We start from the raw sequence: 23,767 nt of genomic DNA, 5'->3' as shown, positions 1-23,767 counted from the left end.
GATATTGCGGAGAAGAGATTTGGAAGCCTTGTATGATTTCAACAAGGCTTCGTAGTTTGCTGTTTTAGTTATTCATTTACCAAGACTGCGGAAAGTGTTGGCTCTTCTTCTTTACGCAATGTCATGATTTCACAGCCGTTATCAGTAACAACAATGGTATGTTCATACTGAGCGGACAGGCTGCGGTCCTTCGTTTTGACTGTCCAGCCATCTTTCATGGTACGGATGCGGTAGTCACCGGTGTTAACCATTGGCTCAATAGTAAAAGCCATACCTTTTTGCAGAACAACCCCGCCATCATCGGCATCATAGTGCAGTACTTGCGGTTCCTCATGGAAGCCTTCGCCGATGCCGTGACCGCAATATTCACGGACCACAGAAAAATCTTTGGCCTCAACAAATTGTTGGATGGCTCTACCAAGGGTACGCAGACGAATGCCGGGTTTCACCATTTTCAAGGCCAGATAGAGGCTTTCCTGAGTGATGCGGCATAGGCGCTCACCCTGAATGGTTGGTTTACCAACTATGAACATTTTTGATGTATCACCGTGGAAGCCCTCTTTGATGACAGTCACATCAATATTGACAATATCGCCATCTTTCAATGCTTTATCATCACTTGGGATACCATGACACACGACGTCATTAACAGAAATACAAACGGATTTTGGGAAACCGTGATAACCAAGGCAGGCAGAGACAGCTTGTTGTTTATTGGTAATGTGATCGTGACAGATACGATCTAATTCGCCTGTTGTTACACCGGGTTTGACGTAAGGTTCAATAATTTCCAACACTTCTGCCGCCAGTTGACCGGCGACGCGCATTTTTTCAATATCTTCAGAGGTTTTAATTGAGATTGCCATGAAACTTGTCCATTCAATGCCAGCGAATCTGCTGGTTGTATGTTTTTCAACAAGGAAAAAATTATTGAACTAATGGTATCAGCCTACAGAATATCTGCCAATAACAGTTGGCAGCCCTATTTCCCTCGTTACCTTTTTGCCTATCAAGAATACCTTTCGTAATCCTGCCTTTCTTTTCACATTGAGCTATCGGAAGATGGCAACAAAAGTTGGTGTCTTAGGTGGGTTTATGATATAAAGCGCGCCGGCGTTCTCTGTATTTGTCACTGAGGCAAAACAGAGTGACGTTAAATATACTCACTGTGTAATAACACACACGAGTCGGCACATTCACCGGGGTGCTCTCATGCAGAACATGCAGCTAAGGAGTCGGTGTTATGGGGCTCGTGGAGGCATAACCCCAACTTAATATTTTACAGAGGTTTACAATGGCAACTGTTTCCATGCGCGATATGCTGCAAGCGGGCGTTCACTTCGGTCACCAGACTCGTTACTGGAACCCAAAAATGAAACCATTCATCTTTGGTGCTCGTAACAAAGTGCATATCATCAACCTGGAAAGAACTGTTCCAATGTTCAACGACGCATTAGCTGAACTGAACAAGATTGCTTCACACAAAGGCAAAATTCTGTTTGTTGGTACTAAGCGTGCTGCGAGCGAAGCGGTTAAAGAAGCAGCTCAGAGCTGTGATCAATACTTCGTTAATCACCGTTGGTTAGGCGGTATGTTGACTAACTGGAAAACCGTTCGTCAGTCCATCAAACGTTTGAAAGATTTAGAAGCACAGTCTCAGGACGGTACTTTTGACAAACTGACCAAGAAAGAAGCGTTAATTCGTTCTCGTGAACTTGGTAAGTTAGAAAATAGTCTGGGCGGTATCAAGGATATGGGCGGCTTACCTGACGCTCTGTTTGTTATCGATGCTGAACATGAACACATTGCTATCAAAGAAGCAAACAACTTGGGTATCCCAGTATTTGCTGTTGTTGATACTAACTCTGATCCAGATGGCGTTGATTTCATCATCCCTGGTAACGATGACGCAATCCGTGCAGTAAAACTGTATCTAGGTGCTGTTGCTACTGCTGTTCGTGAAGGTCGTTCTCAAGATCTGGCTGTTCAGGCAGAAGAAAGCTTTGTAGAAGCTGAATAATAAGGCAAGCTCATTATTGAGCCCTTATTAACCAGGTATTGAAATATATTGGTTAGGGGGGCCTATTATGGCCCCCTTTTACGTATCTAATATAAGAACTATCCATGCGGAATACTCTCTTCCTGCGGGATACATCGAGGAATAAAACAAATGTCTGGAATTACTGCTGCTTTGGTAAAAGAACTGCGTGAGCGTACTGGCGCAGGTATGATGGAATGTAAAAAAGCGTTGGTTGAAGCTAATGGCGATATCGAATTAGCGATTGACAACATGCGTAAGTCTGGTCAAGCGAAAGCGGCTAAGAAAGCTGGCCGTGTTGCTGCTGAAGGTATCATCCTGGCGGAAGTGGCTACTGATGGCAAATTCGGCGCTTTGGTTGAGCTGAACTGTGAAACTGACTTCGTTGCTAAAGATGCTGGCTTTATCGCTTTCGGTAAAGAAGTTATGGCAGCAGTATTGGCTGATAAAATCTCTGATGTTGAAACGCTGAAAGCTAAGTTTGAAGAACAGCGTACTGCACTGGTTGCTAAAATCGGTGAAAACATCAACATTCGTCGCGTTTCTGTATTAGAAGGCGAACAACTGGGTACTTACCTGCACGGCGCGCGTATCGGTGTTCTGGTTGCGGCTGAAGGCGCTAATGAAGAGCTGATTAAGCATGTGGCCATGCACATCGCCGCAAGCAAGCCAGAATATGTTAACCCAAGCGATGTACCTGCTGATGTTGTTGAGCGTGAGCACCAAATCCAACTGGATATCGCAATGCAGTCTGGTAAGCCACGTGAAATCGCAGAGAAAATGGTTTCTGGCCGTATGAATAAATTCACCGGCGAGATCTCTCTGACAGGTCAGAATTTCGTGATGGACCCAAGCAAAACAGTTGGCGATCTGTTGAAAGAAAACAGTGCTAAAGTGACCAGCTTCATCCGTTATGAAGTGGGTGAAGGTATTGAGAAAGTTGAGACTGATTTCGCAGCAGAAGTTGCTGCAATGAGTAAATAGTCTTAATTTTTATAAACAGGGCCGCCAAATGGCGGTTCTGTTTTATCTAATCTAAACCGCCTATTTCAGTAGGCGTTGAGTTTTTGCATCTGGTCAGAATGACCCGGATGTATGTAAATCCCCAATATACTTTTCTGCTTAGGACAGAACATCATGGCAACCAATGCAAAACCCGTATATCAGCGTATCCTGCTTAAACTTAGTGGAGAAGCCCTGCAAGGTGCAGAAGGTTTTGGTATAGACGCCAGCGTTTTAGATCGTATGGCTCAGGAGATCAAAGAACTGGTTGAGTTGGGCATACAGGTCGGTGTCGTCATTGGCGGTGGTAATCTGTTTCGTGGTGCTGGCTTGGCAGAAGCAGGAATGAACCGTGTAGTCGGCGACCACATGGGCATGTTGGCAACAGTGATGAATGGTCTGGCAATGCGGGATGCATTACATCGCGCCTATGTGAACGCCCGTCTAATGTCTGCAATTCCTTTGAATGGCGTTTGCGATAACTATAGTTGGGCAGAAGCGATTAGTTTGTTACGTCATGGTCGTGTTGTTATTTTCTCTGCGGGTACCGGCAATCCGTTCTTTACTACAGATTCGGCAGCGTGTTTGCGTGGTATTGAGATTGAAGCAGATGTTGTGTTAAAAGCAACTAAAGTAGATGGTGTTTACTCGGCTGATCCGGCTAAAGATTCAGAAGCGGTATTGTTTGATAGGCTCTCTTATCAGCAGGTATTAGAGCGTGAATTGAAAGTCATGGATTTGGCGGCATTCACTCTGGCTCGTGATCATAGCTTACCTATTCGCGTATTTAACATGAATAAGCCGGGGGCGTTGCGTCGTGTGGTGATGGGGGAAAATGAAGGTACCCTAATTTCTCATGAGTAATGTTCAAAGACACCAGAGATGTTTGGCGGTATGATGAGTCGCCTGATACGCCAAATTTAACAAACATGGCCATAATGACTTATGGCTTGAAAACAACCAGTTCCCAAGGGTTTGTAACGTGATTAATGAAATCAAAAAAGACGCGCAAGACCGTATGGAAAAGAGCGTCGAAGCACTTAAAAACCAAATTAGCAAAGTTCGTACCGGCCGAGCTTCTCCTAGTCTGCTGGATGGTCTCACTGTTGAGTATTATGGTACACCAACGCCTTTGCGTCAGCTTGCTAATGTCGTCGCTGAGGATGCACGTACCTTGGCTATCACGGTATTTGATCGTACTATGACGCCGGCGATTGAAAAGGCAATCATGGCTTCTGATTTAGGGCTGAATCCATCTTCTGCCGGGACAACAATCCGTGTTCCTTTGCCGCCATTAACAGAAGAGCGCCGTAAAGATTTGATTAAGGTGGTTCGTGGCGAAGCTGAGCAGGGGCGTGTCTCTGTGCGTAATATTCGTCGTGATGCTAACGACAAAATCAAAGCGTTGTTGAAAGACAAAGAGATTAGCGAAGATGATGAGCGTCGTGCGCAGGATGATATTCAAAAGCTGACGGATAACTTCATCAAAAAAGTTGATGAAGCTTTAACGAAGAAAGAAGAAGAACTGATGGAGTTCTAATCTCTTTCATGAGATACATCAAGCGCTGCTATCGTGCGGCGCTATTTTTATTCGGCATTTCTCTGAAGTCGTGAGCGTCCATAGCCAGGCAAATCAGACAAGTATCAATACACACCAGATAAAACAATTCAGAGCATCAGTATGAAAAGGTTGACCATCCTTGGTTCCACAGGTTCCGTAGGCAAAAGTACACTTACTGTAGTTCGCAATAATCCTGATAAATTTAAAGCCACAGCGCTTGCCGCTGGAAAAAATGTTCAGGTTATGGCTGAGCAATGTCTGGAATTTCGGCCTCAATATGCTGCAATGGCGGACGAAGTTTCCGCAAAAGAGTTGCGTCAGTTGCTTATTGAACAAGATTGTAAAACCGAGGTATTTTTCGGAGAGCAGGCTGCGTGTGATTTAGCTGCTTTGAATGATGTTGATCAGGTTATGTCTGGGATTGTTGGTGTTGCAGGTTTATTGCCGACGCTGGCGGCCATCCGGGCGGGTAAACAGATTTTACTTGCTAATAAAGAGTCGCTGATTACCAGTGGCCGATTCTTTATGGATGCGGTAGCGAAACATAATGCTCAATTATTACCTATTGACAGTGAACATAATGCTATTTTCCAGAGTTTACCTGAGGTTATACAGCAAAACCTTGGGCGCAGAGATCTAAAACAACATGGCATTGCTAATATCATTCTGACAGGATCTGGCGGGCCTTTTCGTCATACCCCTTTGGAGCAATTGGCTTTTGTTACACCGGATCAGGCTTGCGCTCATCCGAATTGGTCGATGGGGCGTAAGATCTCGGTAGATTCTGCGACAATGATGAATAAGGGGCTGGAATATATTGAGGCGTGTTGCCTGTTCAATGCATCTGCTGCGGAAATGGAAGTGGTAATCCATCCTCAATCGGTTATTCACTCTATGGTCCGTTATCAGGATGGCAGCGTTATTGCTCAATTAGGAACGCCGGATATGTGTACACCTATTGCCTATGCAATGGCGTACCCAAATCGTATTGCTTCTGGTGTTGAACCTCTTGATTTTTATTCTTTAGGTACACTGACGTTCTCGAAACCAGATTATGAACGGTATCCATGTTTGAAACTGGCTATTGAAGCTTGCCATGCAGGTCAGGCGGCAACCACGGCCTTGAACGCAGCGAATGAAGAAATCGTTAAGATTTTTTTACAAAATGGAATCTCTTTCACAGATATTGCAATTATAAACCGGCAGGTTGTAGAAAAATTAAATTTGCCGGAACCTCAGAGCATTGAGGAAGTCTTACAGATTGATAATCTCGCAAGAGATTTGGCTATGAAGACTATTCGTTCATTTATCAGATAGTCTTTGATTGGCAAATGGGTATTTGTCCGCATTTTTACCTGGTGGTATAGTTTGCGTATAACTGTTGGTTGATATAATTAACGGTCCAGATTTTGGAAGTTCTCTTCCAGATAATTAGGCTTTTACCCAAGCTGTGGATACTAGACACGGCTTTTTTATGTTTGAGATGCCTGAACTTGTAAGAGAATTACCCTGACCAGTAAAGGATTAATTGAGTGATATTATCCAGCAATCATCATCAGAACGATTTATCGTCATTATTACCTAAACATGTTGCTATTATTATGGATGGTAACGGCCGTTGGGCAAAGAAACGAGGGAAATTAAGAGCCTTTGGTCATCGTGCGGGGATTAAAGCGGTACGGAGTGCGGTGAGTTTCTCGGCTAAACATAAAATTGAGTCACTGACGCTATACGCTTTCAGTAGTGAAAACTGGAATCGGCCGGAGCAAGAAATCAGTTCTTTAATGGAATTATTTATTTTTGCACTAGATAGTGAAGTCAAAAGTTTACATAAGCATAATATTAGATTATCTGTTATTGGCGATATCAGCCGGTTTAGTGAGCGTTTACGGGATCGTATCTATCGCTCAGTTAAGTTGACTGCTAATAATACGGGGCTGCAACTTAATATTGCTGCAAATTATGGCGGTCGTTGGGATATTGTTCAAAGTATTCAGAAAATTGCTCAGCAGATTAAAGATAATTCCCTTGAGCCACAGGATATTACTGAAGAATTAGTTAATAATTATATGAATCTAAGCCAGCAGCCTCAGGTTGATTTAGTCATCAGAACCGGAGGTGAACATCGTATCAGTAATTTTCTGTTATGGCAGATAGCTTATGCAGAATTCTATTTTACCGATATACTCTGGCCTGATTTTGATGAAACCGTTTTTGAAGGTGCAATTAATGCCTTTGCCAAAAGAGAACGCCGGTTTGGCGGAACAATACCAGACGATGCCGATGTGGGATCATAGGAGGAACTCTTGCTGAAGTACCGCCTTATAACGGCTGTGATATTAATCCCTCTTGTGATTGCCGCTCTGTTTTTGCTGCCGCCAGTAGCGTTTGGGCTGGTTATTATCGCTGTTTCAGCCCTTGCTGCATGGGAATGGGGGCAATTCGCCGGCTTATTTAGCCAAAAGAAACGGGCTATTCTGGCAGTTCTGTTTGCTATTGGTTTATTAGCCCTACAGTATACTCTGCCAGATTTCACTGATTTGATTGGACAACCGCAAATCACTTTTATCCTGTGGGGAGGAATGATTTGGTGGATTGTCGCGACGCTTCTGGTTGTTACCTATCCTTCTTCCGCTGTAATTTGGAAGAAATCCATTTTCTTGCGCCTTTTGTTTGGTGTCCTGACATTAGTGCCGTTTTACTGTGGAATGATGGTTTTACGGACTCAGGGATATGGTGATAATTCATATTATGGCGCATGGTGGTTACTGTATGTCATGTTGCTGGTATGGGGAGCGGATTCCGGTGCTTATCTCTTCGGACGTACTTTAGGTAAACGTAAAATGGCGCCGAAAGTTTCTCCCGGAAAAACGCTGGAAGGATTAATCGGGGGGTTAATGACAGCGGCCATTATTTCATGGTTGTTTGGGAAATATGCTCCAGTACCTGCAATGCCTGAAAAACTTATGTTGTGTTCTGCTATTGTTGTTATCGCTTCTGTATTTGGTGATTTGACTGAGAGTATGTTCAAACGTGAATCAGGTATTAAGGATAGCAGCCAGCTAATTCCGGGACATGGCGGTGTTATGGATCGTATTGATAGTCTGACTGCTGCGATCCCTGTCTTTGCCGGCATGATGTTGCTGGTGTTTTGATCTCTCTGTTTGACGGCGTTTAAAAAATATGATGGGAATTCTCTGGAATCTGGCGGCTTTTATTATTGCGCTAGGCATATTGATCACTGTGCATGAGTTTGGTCATTTTTGGGTAGCCAGGAAGTGTGGCATTTACGTTGAACGTTTCTCTATTGGTTTTGGTAAAGCGCTATGGCGGCGTGTGGACCGCCAGGGAACGGAATATGTTATAGCCCTTATTCCACTGGGGGGATATGTGAAAATGCTTGATGAGCGTGTTTCACCTGTTTCTCCTGAACACCGTCATATGGCATTCAATAATAAGACACTTGGTCAGCGTGCTGCGGTTGTCAGTGCCGGGCCAATTGCTAACTTTTTATTGGCGGCTGTGGTTTATTGGTTAGTGTTTATTATTGGCGTGCCGGCAATACGTCCTGTTGTTGCGGATATCAAACCAGATTCTATCGCTGCGCAAGCAAATATTTCATCAGGAATGGAACTAAAATCCGTAGATGGTATCGAAACGCTTGATTGGAATTCAGTGCGTTTTGCTCTGGTGGGCAAGATAGGTGATGATAACATGACTGTTCAGGTTATCTCTCCAGGTTCATCACATCCGGTAGAGAAAACTCTGGATTTGCGGCAATGGCGTTTTGATCCTGATAAGCAAGATCCTGTGTTGTCTCTAGGGATTATGCCTGTCGGTCCTCATTTGGATTCTCTGGTGGAAAAAGTTATCCCTGGCTCCGCAGCAGAAAAAGCAGGTTTGCAAAAGGGGGATAGGATAGTTAAAGTCGGTAGCCAGGAAATAGATGTTTGGCATACTTTTACATCCTTTGTCAGTAATAATCCGAATGTCCCGCTGGAACTTTCCGTGGATCGGGCTGGTCATATTATTTCTCTCTCTATGACGCCGGAAGTAAGACAACAATCCGGTGGCAGGAAAGTTGGTTTTGCCGGTGTGGAACTGCGAATTGTCCCATTAGCCGATGAATATAAAATCGTTCAGCAATACGGGCCTTTCTCTGCCATGTATCAAGCAGGAGATAAGACTTGGCAATTGATGCGATTAACTGTCAGTATGATTGGTAAGCTGATCGTTGGCGATGTGAAAATTAACAACCTGAGTGGGCCTATCTCTATTGCCAAAGGGGCGGGGGTGTCGGCTGATTCCGGCTTAGTGTATTATTTGATGTTTTTGGCGCTAATAAGCGTCAATCTTGGGATTATTAACCTAATCCCATTACCTGTGTTAGATGGTGGACACTTGCTCTTCTTGTTTATCGAAAAGATAAAGGGGGGGCCGGTTTCCGAGCGTGTACAAGACTTCAGCTATCGCATCGGTGCTATGATACTGGTGTTATTGATGGGGCTTGCACTTTTCAATGATTTCTCCCGTTTTTAAAGCGGAAGACTGGTTAGGAAGACGCATTACAACGATGGCGATGAAAAAGTTACTCATAGCGTCGCTGCTGTTCGGCAGCGCCGCTGCATACGGTGCAGACGGATTCGTAGTTCAGGACATTCACTTTGAAGGTCTTCAACGCGTCGCCGTAGGTGCAGCATTATTGAATATGCCAGTTCGCGTAGGTGATACGGTCAGCGATGAAGATATCGGTCGTACCATTCATGCACTATTTGCTACTGGTAACTTTGAAGACGTTCGTGTCCTGCGTGATGGCAATACACTTATTGTTCAGGTAAAAGAACGGCCGACTATTGCTAGCATCACTTTCTCCGGCAATAAATCGGTGAAAGATGACATGTTGAAACAGAACCTTGAGGCATCTCATGTTCGGGTCGGAGAAGCCCTTGACCGCACGATGCTGTCCAATATCGAAAGAGGGTTGGAAGATTTCTATTACAGTGTGGGCAAATACAACGCGAGTGTAAAAGCGGTTGTTACGCCGCTTCCACGTAACCGTGTCGATTTAAAACTGGTTTTTGCTGAAGGTGTTTCGGCAAAAATCCAGCAAATTAACATTGTCGGTAATAAATCATTTTCTTCTGATGAGTTATTGAATCGTTTCCAACTGAGAGATGATGTGCCGTGGTGGAATCTGACCGCTGATCAGAAATATCAGAAACAAAAACTGACTGGTGACCTTGAAGCATTGCGCAGTTTTTACCTTGATCGCGGTTATGCCCGTTTCAACATTGATTCGACTCAGGTTAGCTTGACGCCAGATAAAAAAGGTATTTATGTCACGATAAATATGACTGAGGGGGATCAATACAAAATATCCGGTATTGACCTGAACGGTAATATGGCGGGTTATCAGTCAGAAATTACTAAGCTGGCTGCCATTGAGCCTGGTTCTCTGTATAACGGGACTCAGGTGACTAAAATGGAAAATGATATCAAAAACCTGCTTGGTCGCTATGGTTATGCTTATCCACGAGTGATGACGCAACCTGAAATTAATGATCAGGATAAGACAGTAAAACTGCATGTCAATATTGATGCAGGCAACCGTTTCTATGTCCGTAAAATCCGTTTTTCTGGTAATGACACCACTAAAGATTCCGTTCTGCGTCGTGAAATGCGTCAGATGGAAAGAGCATGGTTAGGGAGTGATTTAGTTGAACTAGGTAAAGAGCGTCTTAACCGTTTGGGTTATTTCGAAACGGTAGATGTTGAAACTCAGCGTATACCAGGCAGCCCTGATCAGGTCGATGTCGTTTATAAAGTTAAAGAACGTAATACCGGTTCTCTGAACTTTGGTGTTGGTTTTGGTACAGAAAGCGGCGTTAGTTTCCAAATTGGCGCTCAACAGGATAACTGGTTGGGTACAGGTAACGCTGTTGGAATTAATGCCAGTAAGAACGATTATTCAACTTACGCAGAGCTCTCCTTCACTGATCCATACTTTACGATTAATGGTGTGAGCCTTGGTGGTCGAGTATTCTACAACGATTTCAGAGCCGATGATGCTGAATTATCCGGTTACACTAACCAAAGCTATGGTATAAGCGGTTTCCTTGGTTTCCCGATTAATGAAAATAACTCGCTGAATTTTGGCTTAAATTATATTCATAACTCTCTGTCTGATATGCTTCCTCAGGTAGCAATGTGGCGTTATCTGAGGTCTATGGGCGAGAAACCTGATCTTGAAAGTAAAGCCGAATTCAAAGCAGATGATTTTGCTCTCACTATGGGATGGACATATAACAACCTCGACCGTGGTTTCTTCCCAACATCAGGTGTGAAGTCGACTCTGAATGGTAAAGTGACTATTCCTGGTTCCGATAACGAATTTTACAAAGTGACTCTTGATACTTCTGCCTATTATCCAATTAATGATGATCGTACTTGGGTGATTTTGGGACGTAGCCGTTTAGGGTATGGGGATGGATTAGGCGGTAAAGAGTTGCCATTCTATGAAAACTTCTATGCAGGCGGCTCCAGTACGGTTCGTGGTTTCCGTTCTAACAATATCGGTCCTAAGGCTATTTACCTGTATAAGGATGGTTCGCCTAAGAAAGAGAGTCCGTCTCGTGATGCTGTAGGGGGTAATGCAATGGCGGTAGCCAGCCTTGAGTTAATTACGCCAACGCCATTCCTTGATAGTAAGTATTCGAATTCTGTCCGAACTTCATTCTTTATTGATTCAGGTACGGTTTGGGATACCGATTGGAATGATTCTGCGGTGATGAAAAGCAAAGGTATACCTGATTACAGTAAACCAGGTAATATCCGCGTTTCGGCGGGTATTGCATTGCAATGGATGTCTCCTTTGGGTCCGCTAGTGTTCTCTTATGCTAAGCCGATTAAAGACTACGAAGGTGACAGATCAGAGCAGTTCCAATTTAATATTGGCAAAACCTGGTGATAATGCGTTTTTATCTTATTATTGATAGAGCAAGCTCTGAAATCTCAGGTTTCAGGGCATTAACTAAGTTTTCCAATCTGTTACAGATAGCGTGGTTTAAGGAGTTTATAGTGAAAAAATTGTTGTGTGCAGCAAGCTTTGGTATTGCATTAGCTTTCTCGGCTGGTGCTCAGGCAGCAGACAAAATTGCCGTTGTCAATGTTGGTGAGATTTTCCAGCAGCTACCAGCCCGCGAAGCTGTTGCGAAGCAGTTGGAAAATGAGTTTAAAAACCGCGCATCTGAATTGCAACGGATGGAAACTGATTTGCAATCCAAGATTCAGAAATTACAGCGTGATGGTTCCACTATGAAATCCAGTGAACGTACTAATCTGGAAAAAGAGGTGATGGCTAAGCGTGAAGAATTTGGCAAAAAGGCCCAAGCTTTTGAACAAGATCACCGTCGTCGCGAGATGGAAGAACGCAACAAAATTCTAAGTCGTATTCAGGACGCAATCAAAGTAGTTGCTGGCAAAGAAGGCTATGATATCGTTATTGACGCGAATGCTGTTGCTTATTCAGTATCTGGCAAAAATATTACTGCAAGTGTATTGAAACAGGTTAAATAATAGATGTCTTCAATTCGATTGGCTGATTTAGCTCAGCAGTTGAATGCACAATTACATGGTGATGGCGATATTGTTATCACCAGTATTGCACCAATGCATTCGGCCAATAGTGAACAGATTACTTTCTTGTCGGACAGTCGTTACCGTGAACGTTTAGGTGAATGTCAGGCTGCCGCTGTTGTTCTCCAGGCGTCAGATCTTCCTTATTGCAATATTCCGGCGTTGGTTGTCGCTAATCCTTATCTGGCATATGCCTATATGGCTCAGATTATGGATACAACACCGATTCCCGCACAGGATATTCACCTTTCTGCGGTGATTTCACCTCAGGCAACTTTGGGTAAAAACGTTGCTGTCGGAGCCAATGCTGTTATCGAATCTGGCGTTGTTCTTGGTGACAATGTTGTTATCGGCGCAGGTTGCTTTATTGGTAAAAATACGCGTATTGGCGCGGGAAGTCGTCTTTGGGCGAATGTCTCTGTTTATCATAATGTTGAAATGGGTGAACAGTGTTTGATTCAGTCAGGAGCAGTGATTGGGTCTGATGGTTTTGGCTATGCGAATGATCGTGGTAAGTGGGTTAAAATTCCTCAATTAGGTTCAGTCATTATGGGTGATCGGGTTGAAGTTGGCGCCTGTACGACGATCGATCGAGGAGCTTTGGATAATACCATTATTGGTAATGGAGTCATTATCGATAACCAATGTCAGATTGCTCATAATGTTATCATTGGTGACAATACGGCGATTGCTGGCGGTGTGATCATGGCCGGTAGTCTGAAAATTGGTTGTTACTGTATGATTGGCGGCGCCAGTGTAATTAATGGACATATGGAAATCTGTGATAAGGTGACAGTCACGGGGATGAGTATGATAATGCGCCCCATCACTGAACCTGGTGTATACTCCTCTGGCATTCCGGCACAACCAAATAAAGTTTGGCGTAAGACGGCAGCTTTAGTCATGAATATCAATGAAATGAATAAACGTCTTAAGTCAGTGGAGAGTAAGCTGGAAGGCGGAAACGAGTAATTGCGCTATATTTAAGTGCACTATATTTTTGGTTGTGTCTTATTTTTGCGGCCTGCCTGGGAACTCTGGATTTGGGGTTTAAGCGGGCCGTGTCGTTAATACAATTAGTCCTTTTTGACAGGAAGAGTATTTAGATGAGTGATAATCATACTCTGCACATTGAAGAAATTTTAGATCTACTTCCACATCGTTATCCATTTTTATTGGTGGATCGCGTTCTTGATTTTGAGGAAGGTAAATTCTTACGTGCAGTAAAAAATGTATCTTTAAATGAACCCTTCTTTCAGGGGCATTTTCCCGGCAAACCTATTTTCCCTGGCGTTTTGATCCTTGAAGCTATGGCACAGGCTACCGGAATTCTGGCATTTAAGAGCGTGGGTAAACTGGAGCCAAATGAGCTCTATTATTTTGCCGCAATTGATGGCGCCCGTTTTAAACGTCCAGTAGTGCCTGGGGATCAACTGATATTAGAAGTGGAATTTATTAAAGAGCGTCGAGGGGTTGCACGTTGTAGAGGCGTAGCAAAAGTCGATGGAGAAGTAGCTTGCGAAGCAGAAATGATGTGTGCTCGCCGTCGTGAGGTTTAGTCTATGATTGATGAAACCGCTTATATACATCCTAGCGCTATTGTAGAAGATGGTGCGGTTATTGGCGCCAATGTGCGTATTGGGCCGTTTTGTTGTGTTGGTTCACAGGTTGAAATTGGCGAAGGCACAGAGCTGAAGTCTCATGTTGTTGTCAATGGAATAACTAAAATCGGCCGTGATAACCAGATTTTTCAGTTTGCCTCTATTGGCGAAATGAATCAGGACCTGAAATATCACGGTGAACCAACCCGGGTTGAAATTGGTGATCGTAATCGTATCCGAGAAAGTGTCACTATTCATCGTGGCACCGTGCAAGGTGGTGGTGTAACGAAGATCGGCAATGATAATTTGTTGATGATCAATACCCATGTCGCTCATGACTGTATTATCGGTGATCGTTGTGTCATTGCTAATAATGGTACTTTAGGAGGGCATGTTACTCTGGGTGATTATGTCATCATTGGTGGTATGAGTGCGATTCATCAGTTTTGTCAGATAGGCGCTCATGCTATGGTGGGAGGGTGTTCTGGTGTGGTACAGGATATTCCGCCATATGTTATCGCTCAGGGGAATCATGCAACACCTTTCGGCATTAATGTCGAAGGCCTGAAACGCCGTGGTTTTGATAAAGATTCATTGCACGCAATTAGGAATGCATACAAGATTTTGTATCGTAATGGAAAAACTTTAGAAGAAGCACAACAAGAAATTGCTGAGTTAGCTGAAGGTAATCAGCATGTAAAAATCTTCAGCGATTTTCTGGCAAATTCTACCCGTGGCATTGTTCGTTAAGTAGATGAAGGATACTCCTTTGGCTACCATTTCTTCTATTGATAGTCTGCGTCCGTTGACTATTGGATTAATCGCCGGAGAAACCTCCGGTGATATCCTTGGTGCAGGTTTAATTCGTGCTTTAAAAGCGAAAGTACCTAATGCCCGTTTTGTTGGTGTGGCAGGTCCTCTTATGCAGGCTGAAGGTTGTGAAGCTTGGTATGAGATGGAAGAGCTAGCAGTAATGGGGGTTGTCGAGGTTCTTGAACGTTTGCCTCGTTTGTTGAAAATCCGTAAGGATCTGACCACTCGTTTCACTGAACTGAAACCTGATGTGTTTGTGGGCATTGATGCGCCGGATTTCAATATCACCTTGGAAGGTCGGTTAAAACAGCGGGGCATCCGCACCATTCATTATGTTAGTCCGTCGGTATGGGCTTGGCGGCAGAAACGTGTTTTCAAAATTGGTAAAGCCACAGATATGGTCTTGGCTTTCTTACCTTTTGAAAAAGCGTTTTACGATAAGTTTAATGTTCCATGCCGGTTTATTGGGCACACTATGGCGGATGCTATGCCATTACAACCAAATAAAGCGGCGGCACGTGAGTTATTAGGTATTCCGCCAGAGGCTGTTTGCTTGGCTTTATTGCCGGGTAGTCGACATTCTGAGGTTGAGATGCTGAGTGCGGATTTTCTTAAAACTGCTCAGTTATTGCAGCGAAGCATACCTGATCTGTATGTATTTGTGCCATTAGTGAATGCTAAACGGCGTGAACAATTTGAGCGCATTAAGCAGGAAGTTGCGCCAGAGCTGAATGTTCATCTTGTGGATGGCAAAGCGCGAGAAATCATGATCGCAAGTGATGCCGCACTTTTGGCCTCTGGTACTGCTGCTCTGGAATGTATGCTGGCAAAATGTCCAATGGTGGTGGGTTACCGGATGAAGCCATTGACTTTCTGGTTGGCAAAACGCCTAGTAAAAACGCCTTATGTTTCATTGCCTAACTTATTATCCGGTGAAGAGTTAGTTAAAGAATTATTGCAGGAAAAATGTCAGCCGCAAAAACTTGCAGATGAATTGTTGCCGTTACTACAAGGCAGTGAAAAAGTTGAAATATTGAAGCAGACATTTTTACGTTTGCATGAAAGCATTCGTTGTAATGCTGACGAACAAGCAGCACAAGCCGTGTTGGAATTGGCAGGAAAATGATGGAATTTATATATCCTCAAGCAAGTCTGATTGCAGGGGTTGATGAAGTTGGTCGAGGCCCATTAGTGGGTGCAGTTGTGACTGCGGCGGTTATTTTAGATCCATTACGGCCAATAGTTGGTTTGGCCGATTCTAAAAAGCTTAGTGAAAAACGCCGTGAGGCACTGTATCTGGAGATCACAGAAAAAGCATTGTGCTGGAGTTTAGGGCGTGCAGAACCGGCAGAAATTGATCAATTGAATATCCTGCATGCAACTATGCTTGCGATGCAAAGGGCTGTGGCTAATTTGCCTATTTCTCCTGAATATGTGCTGATTGATGGTAACCGTTGTCCTAAATTACCCATGTCGGCACAAGCAGTAATAAAAGGCGATGGACTGGTTGCTGAAATCAGCGCCGCTTCTATTGTGGCGAAAGTGACCAGAGATCGGGAAATGGCTGAACTTGATCAACTGTTTCCTGAATATGGATTTGCTAAGCATAAAGGCTACCCGACGGCATTTCATTTAGAAAAGTTGGCTCAGTTGGGAGCGACAGAACATCATCGTAAAAGTTTTGCGCCGGTTAAGAGAGCAATTGGCCTTAAGTAAACCTGTTGACTAAATACAGCTATTCTTCAAATTGATATCATCTGGATAAATATATGGCCGAACCCCGTTTTGTGCACTTACGTGTTCACAGCGACTATTCAATGATTGATGGCTTAGCCAAAACCAGCCCTTTAGTGAAAAAGGTTGCGCAGTTAGGTATGCCGGCTTTTGCGATCACTGATTTTACTAATTTGTGTGGACTGGTGAGATTTTACGGCAGTGCTCATGGGGCAGGAATAAAACCGATTATTGGTGCTGATTTCTATGTAGAAAGTGAACTGCTTGGTGATGAGTACGCTAGCCTCACCATTCTTGCACGCAATAATACGGGCTATCATAACCTGACGTTGCTGATATCAGAGGCTTATCAGAAGGGATATGGTGCGATTGGTCCGACAATTAAGCTGGAATGGCTGATAAACCATAAAGAAGGGCTAATCTTGCTCTCTGGTGGCCGTATGGGGGATGTGGGTAAATTCCTGCTACGTGGTAATCAGGTTATGGTGGACCAATGCCTTGAGTTTTATCAGGAGCATTTTCCCGGTTGTTATTATTTGGAGTTGATCCGTACTGGGCGTGCAGATGAAGAAAGTTATCTGCACGCAGCGGTTGCGCTGGCAACGGAAAAAAACCTGCCTGTTGTTGCAACTAATGATGTTTGTTTTATTGATAGCGAAGATTTTGATGCACATGAGATTCGCGTAGCGATTCATGATGGCTATACTTTGGCTGATCCCAAACGCCCGAAAAATTACAGTCCTCAGCAATATCTGCGTAGTGAACAGGAAATGTGTGAGCTATTCGCTGATATTCCAGAAGCGCTGGAAAATAGTGTAGAAATTGCTAAGCGCTGTAATGTTACTATTCGCCTTGGTGAATATTTCCTGCCGCAATTCCCTACGGGAGAAATGAGTACTGAAGATTATCTGATAGATAAATCTAAACAAGGATTGGAAGAACGCTTGGCGTTTCTCTACCCGGATCCAAAAGTACGAGCAGAAAAACGTCCTGAATATGATGAGAGACTCGATGTTGAACTTCGGGTTATCAACCAAATGGGATTCCCAGGCTACTTCCTGATCGTGATGGAATTTATTCAGTGGTCGAAAGACAACGGTGTTCCTGTTGGCCCTGGACGTGGTTCTGGTGCAGGTTCTCTGGTGGCTTATGCCCTAAAAATAACCGATCTCGATCCCTTGGAATTTGATCTGCTTTTTGAACGATTCCTTAATCCTGAACGTGTTTCTATGCCCGATTTTGACGTCGATTTCTGTATGGAAAAACGCGATCTGGTGATTGATCATGTGGCTGATATATATGGTCGTGATGCCGTATCTCAGATCATTACATTCGGTACAATGGCAGCGAAAGCGGTAATTCGGGATGTTGGCCGTGTGCTAGGGCATCCATATGGATTTGTTGATAGGATTTCCAAATTGATACCGCTTGATCCAGGTATGACGTTGGAGAAAGCATTTGCCGCGGAGCCGCAACTTCCTGAAATCTATGAAGCGGATGAGGAAGTTAAAGCGCTGATAGATATGGCGCGTAAATTGGAAGGTGTTACTCGCAATGCAGGCAAACACGCGGGTGGAGTGGTTATCGCTCCAACTAAGATCACCGATTTTTCGCCTCTCTATTGTGACCCGGAAGGTTTGAACCCGGTTACTCAGTTTGATAAAAACGATGTGGAATATGCCGGGTTAGTGAAATTTGACTTCCTCGGACTGAGGACACTGACCATTATCAACTGGGCATTAGAGATGATCAACGCGCGTAGAGCGAAGAAAGGTCTAGAGCCGATTGATATTGCAGCGATTCCACTGAGCGACGCTAAAAGCTTTGATATGCTGCAACGAGCTGAAACAACAGCGGTATTTCAGCTTGAATCCCGTGGTATGAAGGATCTGATTAAACGTCTGCGTCCCGACTGCTTCGAAGATATGATCGCGCTTGTTGCTTTATTCCGTCCAGGTCCTTTGCAATCAGGCATGGTGGATAACTTCATTGACCGCAAACATGGCCGGGAAGAACTCTCATACCCGGATATACAGTGGCAGCATGAATCTTTACAGCCTGTGTTGGAACCAACTTACGGTATTATCCTTTATCAAGAACAAGTGATGCAGATTGCTCAGGTGCTGGCGGGATATACTCTCGGTGGTGCAGATATGCTCCGGCGAGCGATGGGTAAGAAGAAGCCGGAGGAGATGGCTAAGCAGCGTTCTGTCTTTGAAGAGGGCGCAAAAAAGCTGGGTATTAATGGCGAACTGGCAATGAAAATCTTTGACCTAGTAGAGAAGTTTGCCGGTTACGGATTTAACAAATCTCATTCTGCTGCATATGCCTTGGTTTCTTATCAGACTTTATGGTTGAAAGCGCATTACCCGGCTGAATTCATGGCTGCGGTAATGACTGCTGATATGGATAATACAGAAAAAGTTGTTGGTTTGATTGATGAATGCTGGCGCATGGGGCTGAAAATCTTACCACCTGATATCAATAGTGGTTTGTATCATTTCCACGTTAATGATGACGGGGAGATCGTATATGGCATCGGTGCAATTAAAGGGGTAGGCGAAGGGCCGATTGAAGCGATCATTGAAGCTCGTCAGAAAGAGGGTTATTTTAGAGAACTGTTTGATTTATGTGCCCGTGTTGACATCAAGAAGTTAAATCGTCGAGTGATGGAAAAACTGATCATGTCAGGGGCATTTGACCGTTTGGGGCCGCACCGTGCAGCACTGATGTCTACGCTGGAAGATGCCCTAAAAGCAGCAGATCAACATGCTAAAGCGGAAGCCACTGGTCAGACTGATATGTTTGGTGTATTAGCTGAAGAACCAGAAGAAGTGGAGCGCTCTTATGCCAATATTCCTCAATGGCCGGAACAAATTGTTCTTGATGGTGAACGGGAAACGTTGGGACTCTATTTAACTGGGCATCCTATCACCCGTTATTTAAAAGAAATTGAGCGCTATACTAATGGATTGAGGTTAAAAGATGTGAATCCAACACCGCGTGGTCAAGTAACGACTGTGATAGGTTTGGTGTTAGCATCTAAAGTGATTATAACCAAACGAGGTAACCGGATTGGTATTTGTACCTTAGATGACCGTTCAGGACGTCTAGAAGTTATGTTATTTTCCGATGCCTTGGAGAAATATCGGCATTTGTTAGAACAAGACCGGATATTAATTGCTACAGGGCAGGTCAGCTTTGATGACTTCAATGGCGGTCTTAAAATGACAGCTCGTGAATTAATGGATATTAGTGAGGCGCGTGAAAAATATGCGCGTGGACTTGCTATCTCGCTGTCAGACAGGCAAATTGATGATCAATTGTTAAGCCGTCTTCGTAGTGCATTGGAACCACATCGTTCGGGAACGATACCAGTTCATCTTTATTACCAGAGGGAAGACGCCCGCGCCCGTTTAAGATTTGGAGCGACGTGGAGGGTAACGCCAACGGATAACCTTCTGACAGATTTGCGAACTCTGCTGGGTAATGAGCAGGTAGAATTAGAATTTGACTAAAATAGGAATGTTATGAGTCTGAATTTTCTTGAATTTGAACAGCCGATTGCCGAGCTGGAAGCGAAAATTGATTCGCTAACCGCAGTTAGCCGTCAAGGTGAAAAATTAGATATAAATCTGGATGAAGAAGTACAACGTTTGCGAGAAAAAAGTCTGGAATTGACTCGTAAAATCTTTTCAGATTTAGGTGCCTGGCAAATTGCTCAGCTTGCCCGTCACCCACGTCGTCCTTATACGTTGGACTATATTCAGCATATTTTTACTGATTTTGAAGAGCTTGCTGGTGATCGTGCTTATGCTGATGACAAAGCCATTGTTGGTGGTCTGGCTCGTCTTGATGGGCGTCCCGTGATGATTATTGGTCACCAAAAAGGCCGTGAGACCAAAGAAAAAATTCGCCGTAATTTCGGTATGCCGGCGCCAGAAGGGTATCGTAAGGCTTTGCGCTTGATGGAAATGGCAGCGCGTTTTAAACTGCCAATTATTACTTTCATTGATACTCCTGGCGCATATCCGGGGGTTGGCGCAGAAGAGCGTGGTCAATCTGAGGCGATTGCTCGCAACTTGCGTGAAATGTCCCGCTTGTCTGTGCCTGTTATTTGTACTGTCATTGGTGAAGGCGGCTCTGGTGGCGCATTAGCGATTGGTGTTGGTGATAAAGTGAATATGCTGCAATATAGTACTTATTCTGTTATCTCCCCAGAAGGGTGTGCTTCAATTTTGTGGAAAAGCGCGGAAAAAGCACCTTTGGCGGCAGAAGCGATGGGGATTACCGCACCTCGTTTGAAAGAATTGGAATTAGTCGATACTGTGATCTCAGAGCCATTAGGTGGCGCTCATCGTGACTATGAAACAATATCCGCATCGTTGAAAGCTCAGTTGTTGGTTGATCTGGCAGAGATTGATCATTTGACATCTGAAGAATTAATCAACCGCCGATATCAGCGCTTGATGCAATATGGTTATTGCTAATATCTGAACTCATTGTTTGCATGAGGGGTGGAAATGATTGTAACTGATAAATTTCAGCTACTTCCATCCCTTATTGTTTCTACTTTATTTATTTTGTATTTTTAATGAAAGTGACGGAAAGCGTTATTAACGGGTAGTGATGTTAAATTGAATAAAATAGGTAATAACGAATTCATATTATTGCACATTAGAGAACGCTTGAATCTGTAATGACAAACATTAATGAGCGACTATTTGTCACTTTGGCTAAACAGCTTGGTGAATATAAGAAAATTTTGGTTGGATTCAGTGGTGGGTTAGATTCCTCCGTTTTGCTTCATTTGCTGGTTAATTGGCGTAATCAACATAATCAGGAAATCCAACTAAGAGCAATGCATATTCACCACGGTTTAAACCTAAAAGCAGATCAATGGGTTCAACATTGCCAACAGATCTGTGATGACTGGCAAGTCGAGTTTCATTTCTCAAGAGTCACGATAGATGCTCGTCAAAAGGGGATTGAGGCTGCTGCTCGCGATGCTCGATATCAGGTATTTAAGCGAGAATTACAAAAAGACGAAATTTTGGTAACAGCTCAACATCTTGATGATCAGGCGGAGACTTTGTTACTGGCATTAAAACGAGGTAGCGGTCCGGCAGGTCTTGCTTCTATGCCTTCAATAGCTGCATTTGCTGATACATTATTGTTACGTCCGCTACTTGATTATAGCCGGAATGAACTGGAGATGTATGCCAGTAAACATCGTCTGAATTGGATTGAAGATGACAGTAATCAAGATGATCGTTATGACAGAAATTTTCTGCGCTTACACATCATGCCGTTACTGAATCAACGTTGGCCGCATTTCCCACAATCTGTTGCTCGTAGTGCAAGTTTATGTGGTGAGCAAGAGCAGCTTCTAGATGAATTACTGGATGAGTCTCTGAAAGAGCTGATAACTCAAGATGGTGCTTTGGGTATTCCGTCTTTGGCTGTATGTTCAGAAGCCAAACGAAATGCTGTGTTACGTCGTTGGTTTGGTTATCATGAGATGAAAATGCCTTCACGGGAGCAGCTTAATCGTCTTTGGTGTGAGGTGGCGCTTGCTCGCGCTGATGCTGAGCCTCGGCTACAATTTGGTAACTATGATGTACGTCGTTATAAGCAAAAACTCTGGTTAATTCCTCAATGGCAATCTTTGAGAGAGGCTATTATTGAATGGGATATTTGCAATACTTTGGTATTACCAGATCGTCTGGGAGAATTGAATATTGCTGATCACGGTATTCAAGTAAGGGGCCCGGCGAGTAATGAACGAGTGACTATTCGCTTTGGTGTCCAGGGAATGATAAGCATTGTGGGGCGTCAACACTCCCGGCATAGTAAAAAATTGTGGCAAGAGCTTGGTGTTGCTCCGTGGCTTAGAGAGCGAATTCCATTGCTTTATTACAATGAACAATTAATAGCGGCGTTAGGTGTTTTTGTCACTAAGGAAAGTGAAGCGGAGGAAGGAAGGGAGATGTTAACAATTAGCTGGCATAAAACGCTGTTAAAATAAAAAGTTAAGCCGCCCAAGGCGGCTGTTTTCTATCAAGATTCAGAGGGTTCAATAGTAATAGTGCCAATTTTAGGGTGACTGAAGCTAGCAATATGGTCTAACCGCAATTCACGGGGTTTACCTTCTGTTTCAATTATCAAGTATTCAACTTTTTTTCTTAAAACCAAATCACAGGCTTTTCCTTCAATAACTTCCCCACCTCGCAACTTTATGTGGAGGTGGAGCTGATGTTGGCAAGTTGACTCAAGATTGTCGTAGTCGTCACAGTTAATTGGTTGATATTCAGTATTTATAGACATATTCGCTCACCACTATGGTTAGTGGCGGTTATTGCCGCCCGTGGTTGTTAAAAATTGTAACTCAAAAGCACTGTTAATGACTATAGCACAGGAAATCAATCGTGATTAATGAATAACTTTGGTTATTCATTCTGAACAGTAAATAAATAAAAGTCTTATTTCACAGCAAGTTCCTGACAAAAGTATTAAAATCGGCCTACGTTATTTTGCTATTGTTGGGTAACATCCTTAAGAAGGACAGTACTTACGCTATTAGGCTTGAATAATCGCTATGTTCCTTGTGTTACTTATAAGATGAGAATTATAGAGCTCATTATACTGTGTGGAGATAAATGTGAATAAAAAACTTTTGACAGCATTAGTTGCTGTAGGTGTATCTGCTCTGATGGGATGTAAAGGTAACTCAGTACAGCAAACGAGTTCACAGCCAGTAGATCAGACTTTTCATGGTACTCTTCCTTGCGCTGATTGTTCTGGTATTGATACCACACTGTTATTGGATAATGACGGTACTTATATTCTGGAGCAAACTTATCTTGGCGCTCGTGATGGTGACCAGTCGTTCTTTGAATCCGGTCTATGGGCGAAAGATGGAGAGAAAATTAGCCTGACAAAATCAGACGATCAGAAATCTTATTATCTTCCGAAAGGTGAAAACTTGGAAATGCTCGATATTGAAGGTAATAAAATTGAATCATCATTCAATTATGAACTGCAACGAGTAAAACCGAAGAAGCTGGTGGGTGAATATAGTTATATGGCTGATGCTGCTTTGTTTACAGATTGTAGTACAGGTAAGCGGTATGCTGTAACGGAAAGTCTGGATTTAGAGCAAGGCTATCACCAAGTTGGTGTGGAAGGTGGAACTCCGGTTTATGTTGAAGTTGAAGGCTATTACAGCGTTCGTCCTTCAATGGAAGATGGACAATTTGATCCTGCCCTGATTCAGACAGGTAAAATCCATTTCGATAAATCGAAATCTTGTAATATGAAGAGATAATTCTAGCTTTAGTATGCGTGGTGATAATGGGCTAAGAAGCGTAAAATGCTCTGTTA

21 protein-coding genes are annotated in these 23,767 nt (G+C 43.5%); 19 read left to right on the top strand and 2 right to left on the bottom strand.

Going from position 1 to position 23,767, the window contains the following annotated elements:
* Positions 1–68: 68 nt before the first annotated feature.
* Entirely contained in the window at positions 69–866 is a 798-nt protein-coding gene (gene map / locus TI10_RS12605) for a type I methionyl aminopeptidase (protein WP_049583683.1), read from the bottom strand.
* Between the two features lie 428 nt (positions 867–1,294).
* Between map and rpsB the strand changes: the two genes are divergently transcribed.
* The 18 genes from rpsB (at position 1,295) to tilS (ending at position 22,412) form a co-directional block, all read left to right on the top strand.
* On the top strand, positions 1,295–2,020 hold the full coding sequence (gene rpsB, locus TI10_RS12600) for a 30S ribosomal protein S2 (protein WP_049583682.1): 726 nt from the start codon (positions 1,295–1,297) through the stop codon (positions 2,018–2,020).
* Positions 2,021–2,170: 150 nt separating this feature from the next.
* On the top strand, positions 2,171–3,022 hold the full coding sequence (tsf, locus tag TI10_RS12595; protein WP_049583681.1) for a translation elongation factor Ts: 852 nt from the start codon (positions 2,171–2,173) through the stop codon (positions 3,020–3,022).
* A gap of 153 nt (positions 3,023–3,175) precedes the next feature.
* Positions 3,176–3,904, top strand: coding sequence for a UMP kinase (gene pyrH / locus TI10_RS12590; protein ID WP_049583680.1), 729 nt, complete (start codon positions 3,176–3,178; stop codon positions 3,902–3,904).
* Between the two features lie 118 nt (positions 3,905–4,022).
* Complete coding sequence (gene frr / locus TI10_RS12585; protein WP_049583679.1) at positions 4,023–4,580, top strand: ribosome recycling factor; 558 nt, start codon at positions 4,023–4,025, stop codon at positions 4,578–4,580.
* 141 nt (positions 4,581–4,721) lie between these two features.
* Positions 4,722–5,918, top strand: coding sequence for a 1-deoxy-D-xylulose-5-phosphate reductoisomerase (gene ispC, locus TI10_RS12580; RefSeq protein ID WP_049583678.1), 1,197 nt, complete (start codon positions 4,722–4,724; stop codon positions 5,916–5,918).
* A 284-nt stretch (positions 5,919–6,202) separates the two neighbouring features.
* The gene (ispU, locus tag TI10_RS12575; protein ID WP_244161581.1) at positions 6,203–6,898 is read left to right on the top strand and encodes a (2E,6E)-farnesyl-diphosphate-specific ditrans,polycis-undecaprenyl-diphosphate synthase; all 696 of its coding nucleotides are present in this window, start codon (positions 6,203–6,205) and stop codon (positions 6,896–6,898) included.
* A 9-nt stretch (positions 6,899–6,907) separates the two neighbouring features.
* Positions 6,908–7,756 carry a phosphatidate cytidylyltransferase gene (gene cdsA / locus TI10_RS12570; RefSeq protein WP_049583677.1) on the top strand — a complete coding sequence of 283 codons (849 nt, stop codon included), beginning with the start codon at positions 6,908–6,910 and terminating at the stop codon, positions 7,754–7,756.
* Between the two features lie 28 nt (positions 7,757–7,784).
* Positions 7,785–9,140, top strand: a complete 1,356-nt coding sequence (rseP, locus tag TI10_RS12565; RefSeq protein ID WP_080985044.1) for a sigma E protease regulator RseP — start codon at positions 7,785–7,787, stop codon at positions 9,138–9,140.
* A gap of 34 nt (positions 9,141–9,174) precedes the next feature.
* Complete coding sequence (gene bamA / locus TI10_RS12560) at positions 9,175–11,568, top strand: outer membrane protein assembly factor BamA (RefSeq protein ID WP_049583807.1); 2,394 nt, start codon at positions 9,175–9,177, stop codon at positions 11,566–11,568.
* Between the two features lie 110 nt (positions 11,569–11,678).
* The gene (skp, locus tag TI10_RS12555; protein WP_049583806.1) at positions 11,679–12,176 is read left to right on the top strand and encodes a molecular chaperone Skp; all 498 of its coding nucleotides are present in this window, start codon (positions 11,679–11,681) and stop codon (positions 12,174–12,176) included.
* A gap of 3 nt (positions 12,177–12,179) precedes the next feature.
* On the top strand, positions 12,180–13,208 hold the full coding sequence (gene lpxD, locus TI10_RS12550) for a UDP-3-O-(3-hydroxymyristoyl)glucosamine N-acyltransferase (RefSeq protein WP_049583675.1): 1,029 nt from the start codon (positions 12,180–12,182) through the stop codon (positions 13,206–13,208).
* 134 nt (positions 13,209–13,342) lie between these two features.
* A complete protein-coding gene (fabZ, locus tag TI10_RS12545; protein ID WP_049583674.1) occupies positions 13,343–13,795 on the top strand; it encodes a 3-hydroxyacyl-ACP dehydratase FabZ in 453 nt (150 codons plus the stop codon).
* A gap of 3 nt (positions 13,796–13,798) precedes the next feature.
* Entirely contained in the window at positions 13,799–14,587 is a 789-nt protein-coding gene (lpxA, locus tag TI10_RS12540; protein WP_049583673.1) for an acyl-ACP--UDP-N-acetylglucosamine O-acyltransferase, read from the top strand.
* 4 nt (positions 14,588–14,591) lie between these two features.
* Positions 14,592–15,776 carry a lipid-A-disaccharide synthase gene (gene lpxB / locus TI10_RS12535; protein WP_049583671.1) on the top strand — a complete coding sequence of 395 codons (1,185 nt, stop codon included), beginning with the start codon at positions 14,592–14,594 and terminating at the stop codon, positions 15,774–15,776.
* Positions 15,776–16,366: a ribonuclease HII gene (gene rnhB, locus TI10_RS12530; RefSeq protein ID WP_049583670.1), complete on the top strand. Its 591-nt coding sequence runs from the start codon at positions 15,776–15,778 to the stop codon at positions 16,364–16,366. The genes lpxB and rnhB overlap by 1 nt, the downstream gene beginning before the upstream one ends.
* Positions 16,367–16,419: 53 nt before the next feature.
* Positions 16,420–19,902 carry a DNA polymerase III subunit alpha gene (gene dnaE, locus TI10_RS12525; protein ID WP_049583669.1) on the top strand — a complete coding sequence of 1,161 codons (3,483 nt, stop codon included), beginning with the start codon at positions 16,420–16,422 and terminating at the stop codon, positions 19,900–19,902.
* A gap of 12 nt (positions 19,903–19,914) precedes the next feature.
* Positions 19,915–20,874, top strand: a complete 960-nt coding sequence (gene accA, locus TI10_RS12520) for an acetyl-CoA carboxylase carboxyl transferase subunit alpha (RefSeq protein WP_049583668.1) — start codon at positions 19,915–19,917, stop codon at positions 20,872–20,874.
* A gap of 209 nt (positions 20,875–21,083) precedes the next feature.
* Positions 21,084–22,412 carry a tRNA lysidine(34) synthetase TilS gene (gene tilS, locus TI10_RS12515; RefSeq protein WP_049583667.1) on the top strand — a complete coding sequence of 443 codons (1,329 nt, stop codon included), beginning with the start codon at positions 21,084–21,086 and terminating at the stop codon, positions 22,410–22,412.
* A 32-nt stretch (positions 22,413–22,444) separates the two neighbouring features.
* Here tilS and rof read toward each other — a convergent pair whose 3' ends face one another.
* Positions 22,445–22,711 carry a Rho-binding antiterminator gene (rof, locus tag TI10_RS12510; RefSeq protein ID WP_049583665.1) on the bottom strand — a complete coding sequence of 89 codons (267 nt, stop codon included), beginning with the start codon at positions 22,709–22,711 and terminating at the stop codon, positions 22,445–22,447.
* 334 nt (positions 22,712–23,045) lie between these two features.
* Here rof and nlpE point away from each other — a divergent pair, with 334 nt between their 5' ends.
* Entirely contained in the window at positions 23,046–23,711 is a 666-nt protein-coding gene (gene nlpE, locus TI10_RS12505) for an envelope stress response activation lipoprotein NlpE (RefSeq protein WP_049583664.1), read from the top strand.
* Positions 23,712–23,767: the final 56 nt, after the last annotated feature.

This window comes from Photorhabdus luminescens subsp. luminescens (genome assembly GCF_001083805.1).
GTDB classification, from domain to species: Bacteria; Pseudomonadota; Gammaproteobacteria; order Enterobacterales; family Enterobacteriaceae; genus Photorhabdus; species Photorhabdus luminescens.
Note: the sequence above shows the minus strand (reverse complement) of the source record. Positions and strands in the feature narration are given on the sequence as shown.

What these genes read in the sequence shown, in the direction of transcription:
- lpxB (WP_049583671.1), top strand. Translation starts at nt 14,592, where the DNA reads ATGAAGGATACTCCTTTGGCTACCATTTCTTCTATTGATAGTCTGCGT.
- rof (WP_049583665.1), bottom strand. Translation starts at nt 22,711, where the DNA reads ATGTCTATAAATACTGAATATCAACCAATTAACTGTGACGACTACGAC.
- dnaE (WP_049583669.1), top strand. Translation starts at nt 16,420, where the DNA reads ATGGCCGAACCCCGTTTTGTGCACTTACGTGTTCACAGCGACTATTCA.
- rpsB (WP_049583682.1), top strand. Translation starts at nt 1,295, where the DNA reads ATGGCAACTGTTTCCATGCGCGATATGCTGCAAGCGGGCGTTCACTTC.
- ispC (WP_049583678.1), top strand. Translation starts at nt 4,722, where the DNA reads ATGAAAAGGTTGACCATCCTTGGTTCCACAGGTTCCGTAGGCAAAAGT.
- map (WP_049583683.1), bottom strand. Translation starts at nt 866, where the DNA reads ATGGCAATCTCAATTAAAACCTCTGAAGATATTGAAAAAATGCGCGTC.
- lpxD (WP_049583675.1), top strand. Translation starts at nt 12,180, where the DNA reads ATGTCTTCAATTCGATTGGCTGATTTAGCTCAGCAGTTGAATGCACAA.
- accA (WP_049583668.1), top strand. Translation starts at nt 19,915, where the DNA reads ATGAGTCTGAATTTTCTTGAATTTGAACAGCCGATTGCCGAGCTGGAA.
- tsf (WP_049583681.1), top strand. Translation starts at nt 2,171, where the DNA reads ATGTCTGGAATTACTGCTGCTTTGGTAAAAGAACTGCGTGAGCGTACT.
- fabZ (WP_049583674.1), top strand. Translation starts at nt 13,343, where the DNA reads ATGAGTGATAATCATACTCTGCACATTGAAGAAATTTTAGATCTACTT.
- ispU (WP_244161581.1), top strand. Translation starts at nt 6,203, where the DNA reads ATGGATGGTAACGGCCGTTGGGCAAAGAAACGAGGGAAATTAAGAGCC.
- bamA (WP_049583807.1), top strand. Translation starts at nt 9,175, where the DNA reads ATGGCGATGAAAAAGTTACTCATAGCGTCGCTGCTGTTCGGCAGCGCC.
- tilS (WP_049583667.1), top strand. Translation starts at nt 21,084, where the DNA reads ATGACAAACATTAATGAGCGACTATTTGTCACTTTGGCTAAACAGCTT.
- lpxA (WP_049583673.1), top strand. Translation starts at nt 13,799, where the DNA reads ATGATTGATGAAACCGCTTATATACATCCTAGCGCTATTGTAGAAGAT.
- pyrH (WP_049583680.1), top strand. Translation starts at nt 3,176, where the DNA reads ATGGCAACCAATGCAAAACCCGTATATCAGCGTATCCTGCTTAAACTT.
- rseP (WP_080985044.1), top strand. Translation starts at nt 7,785, where the DNA reads ATGATGGGAATTCTCTGGAATCTGGCGGCTTTTATTATTGCGCTAGGC.
- rnhB (WP_049583670.1), top strand. Translation starts at nt 15,776, where the DNA reads ATGGAATTTATATATCCTCAAGCAAGTCTGATTGCAGGGGTTGATGAA.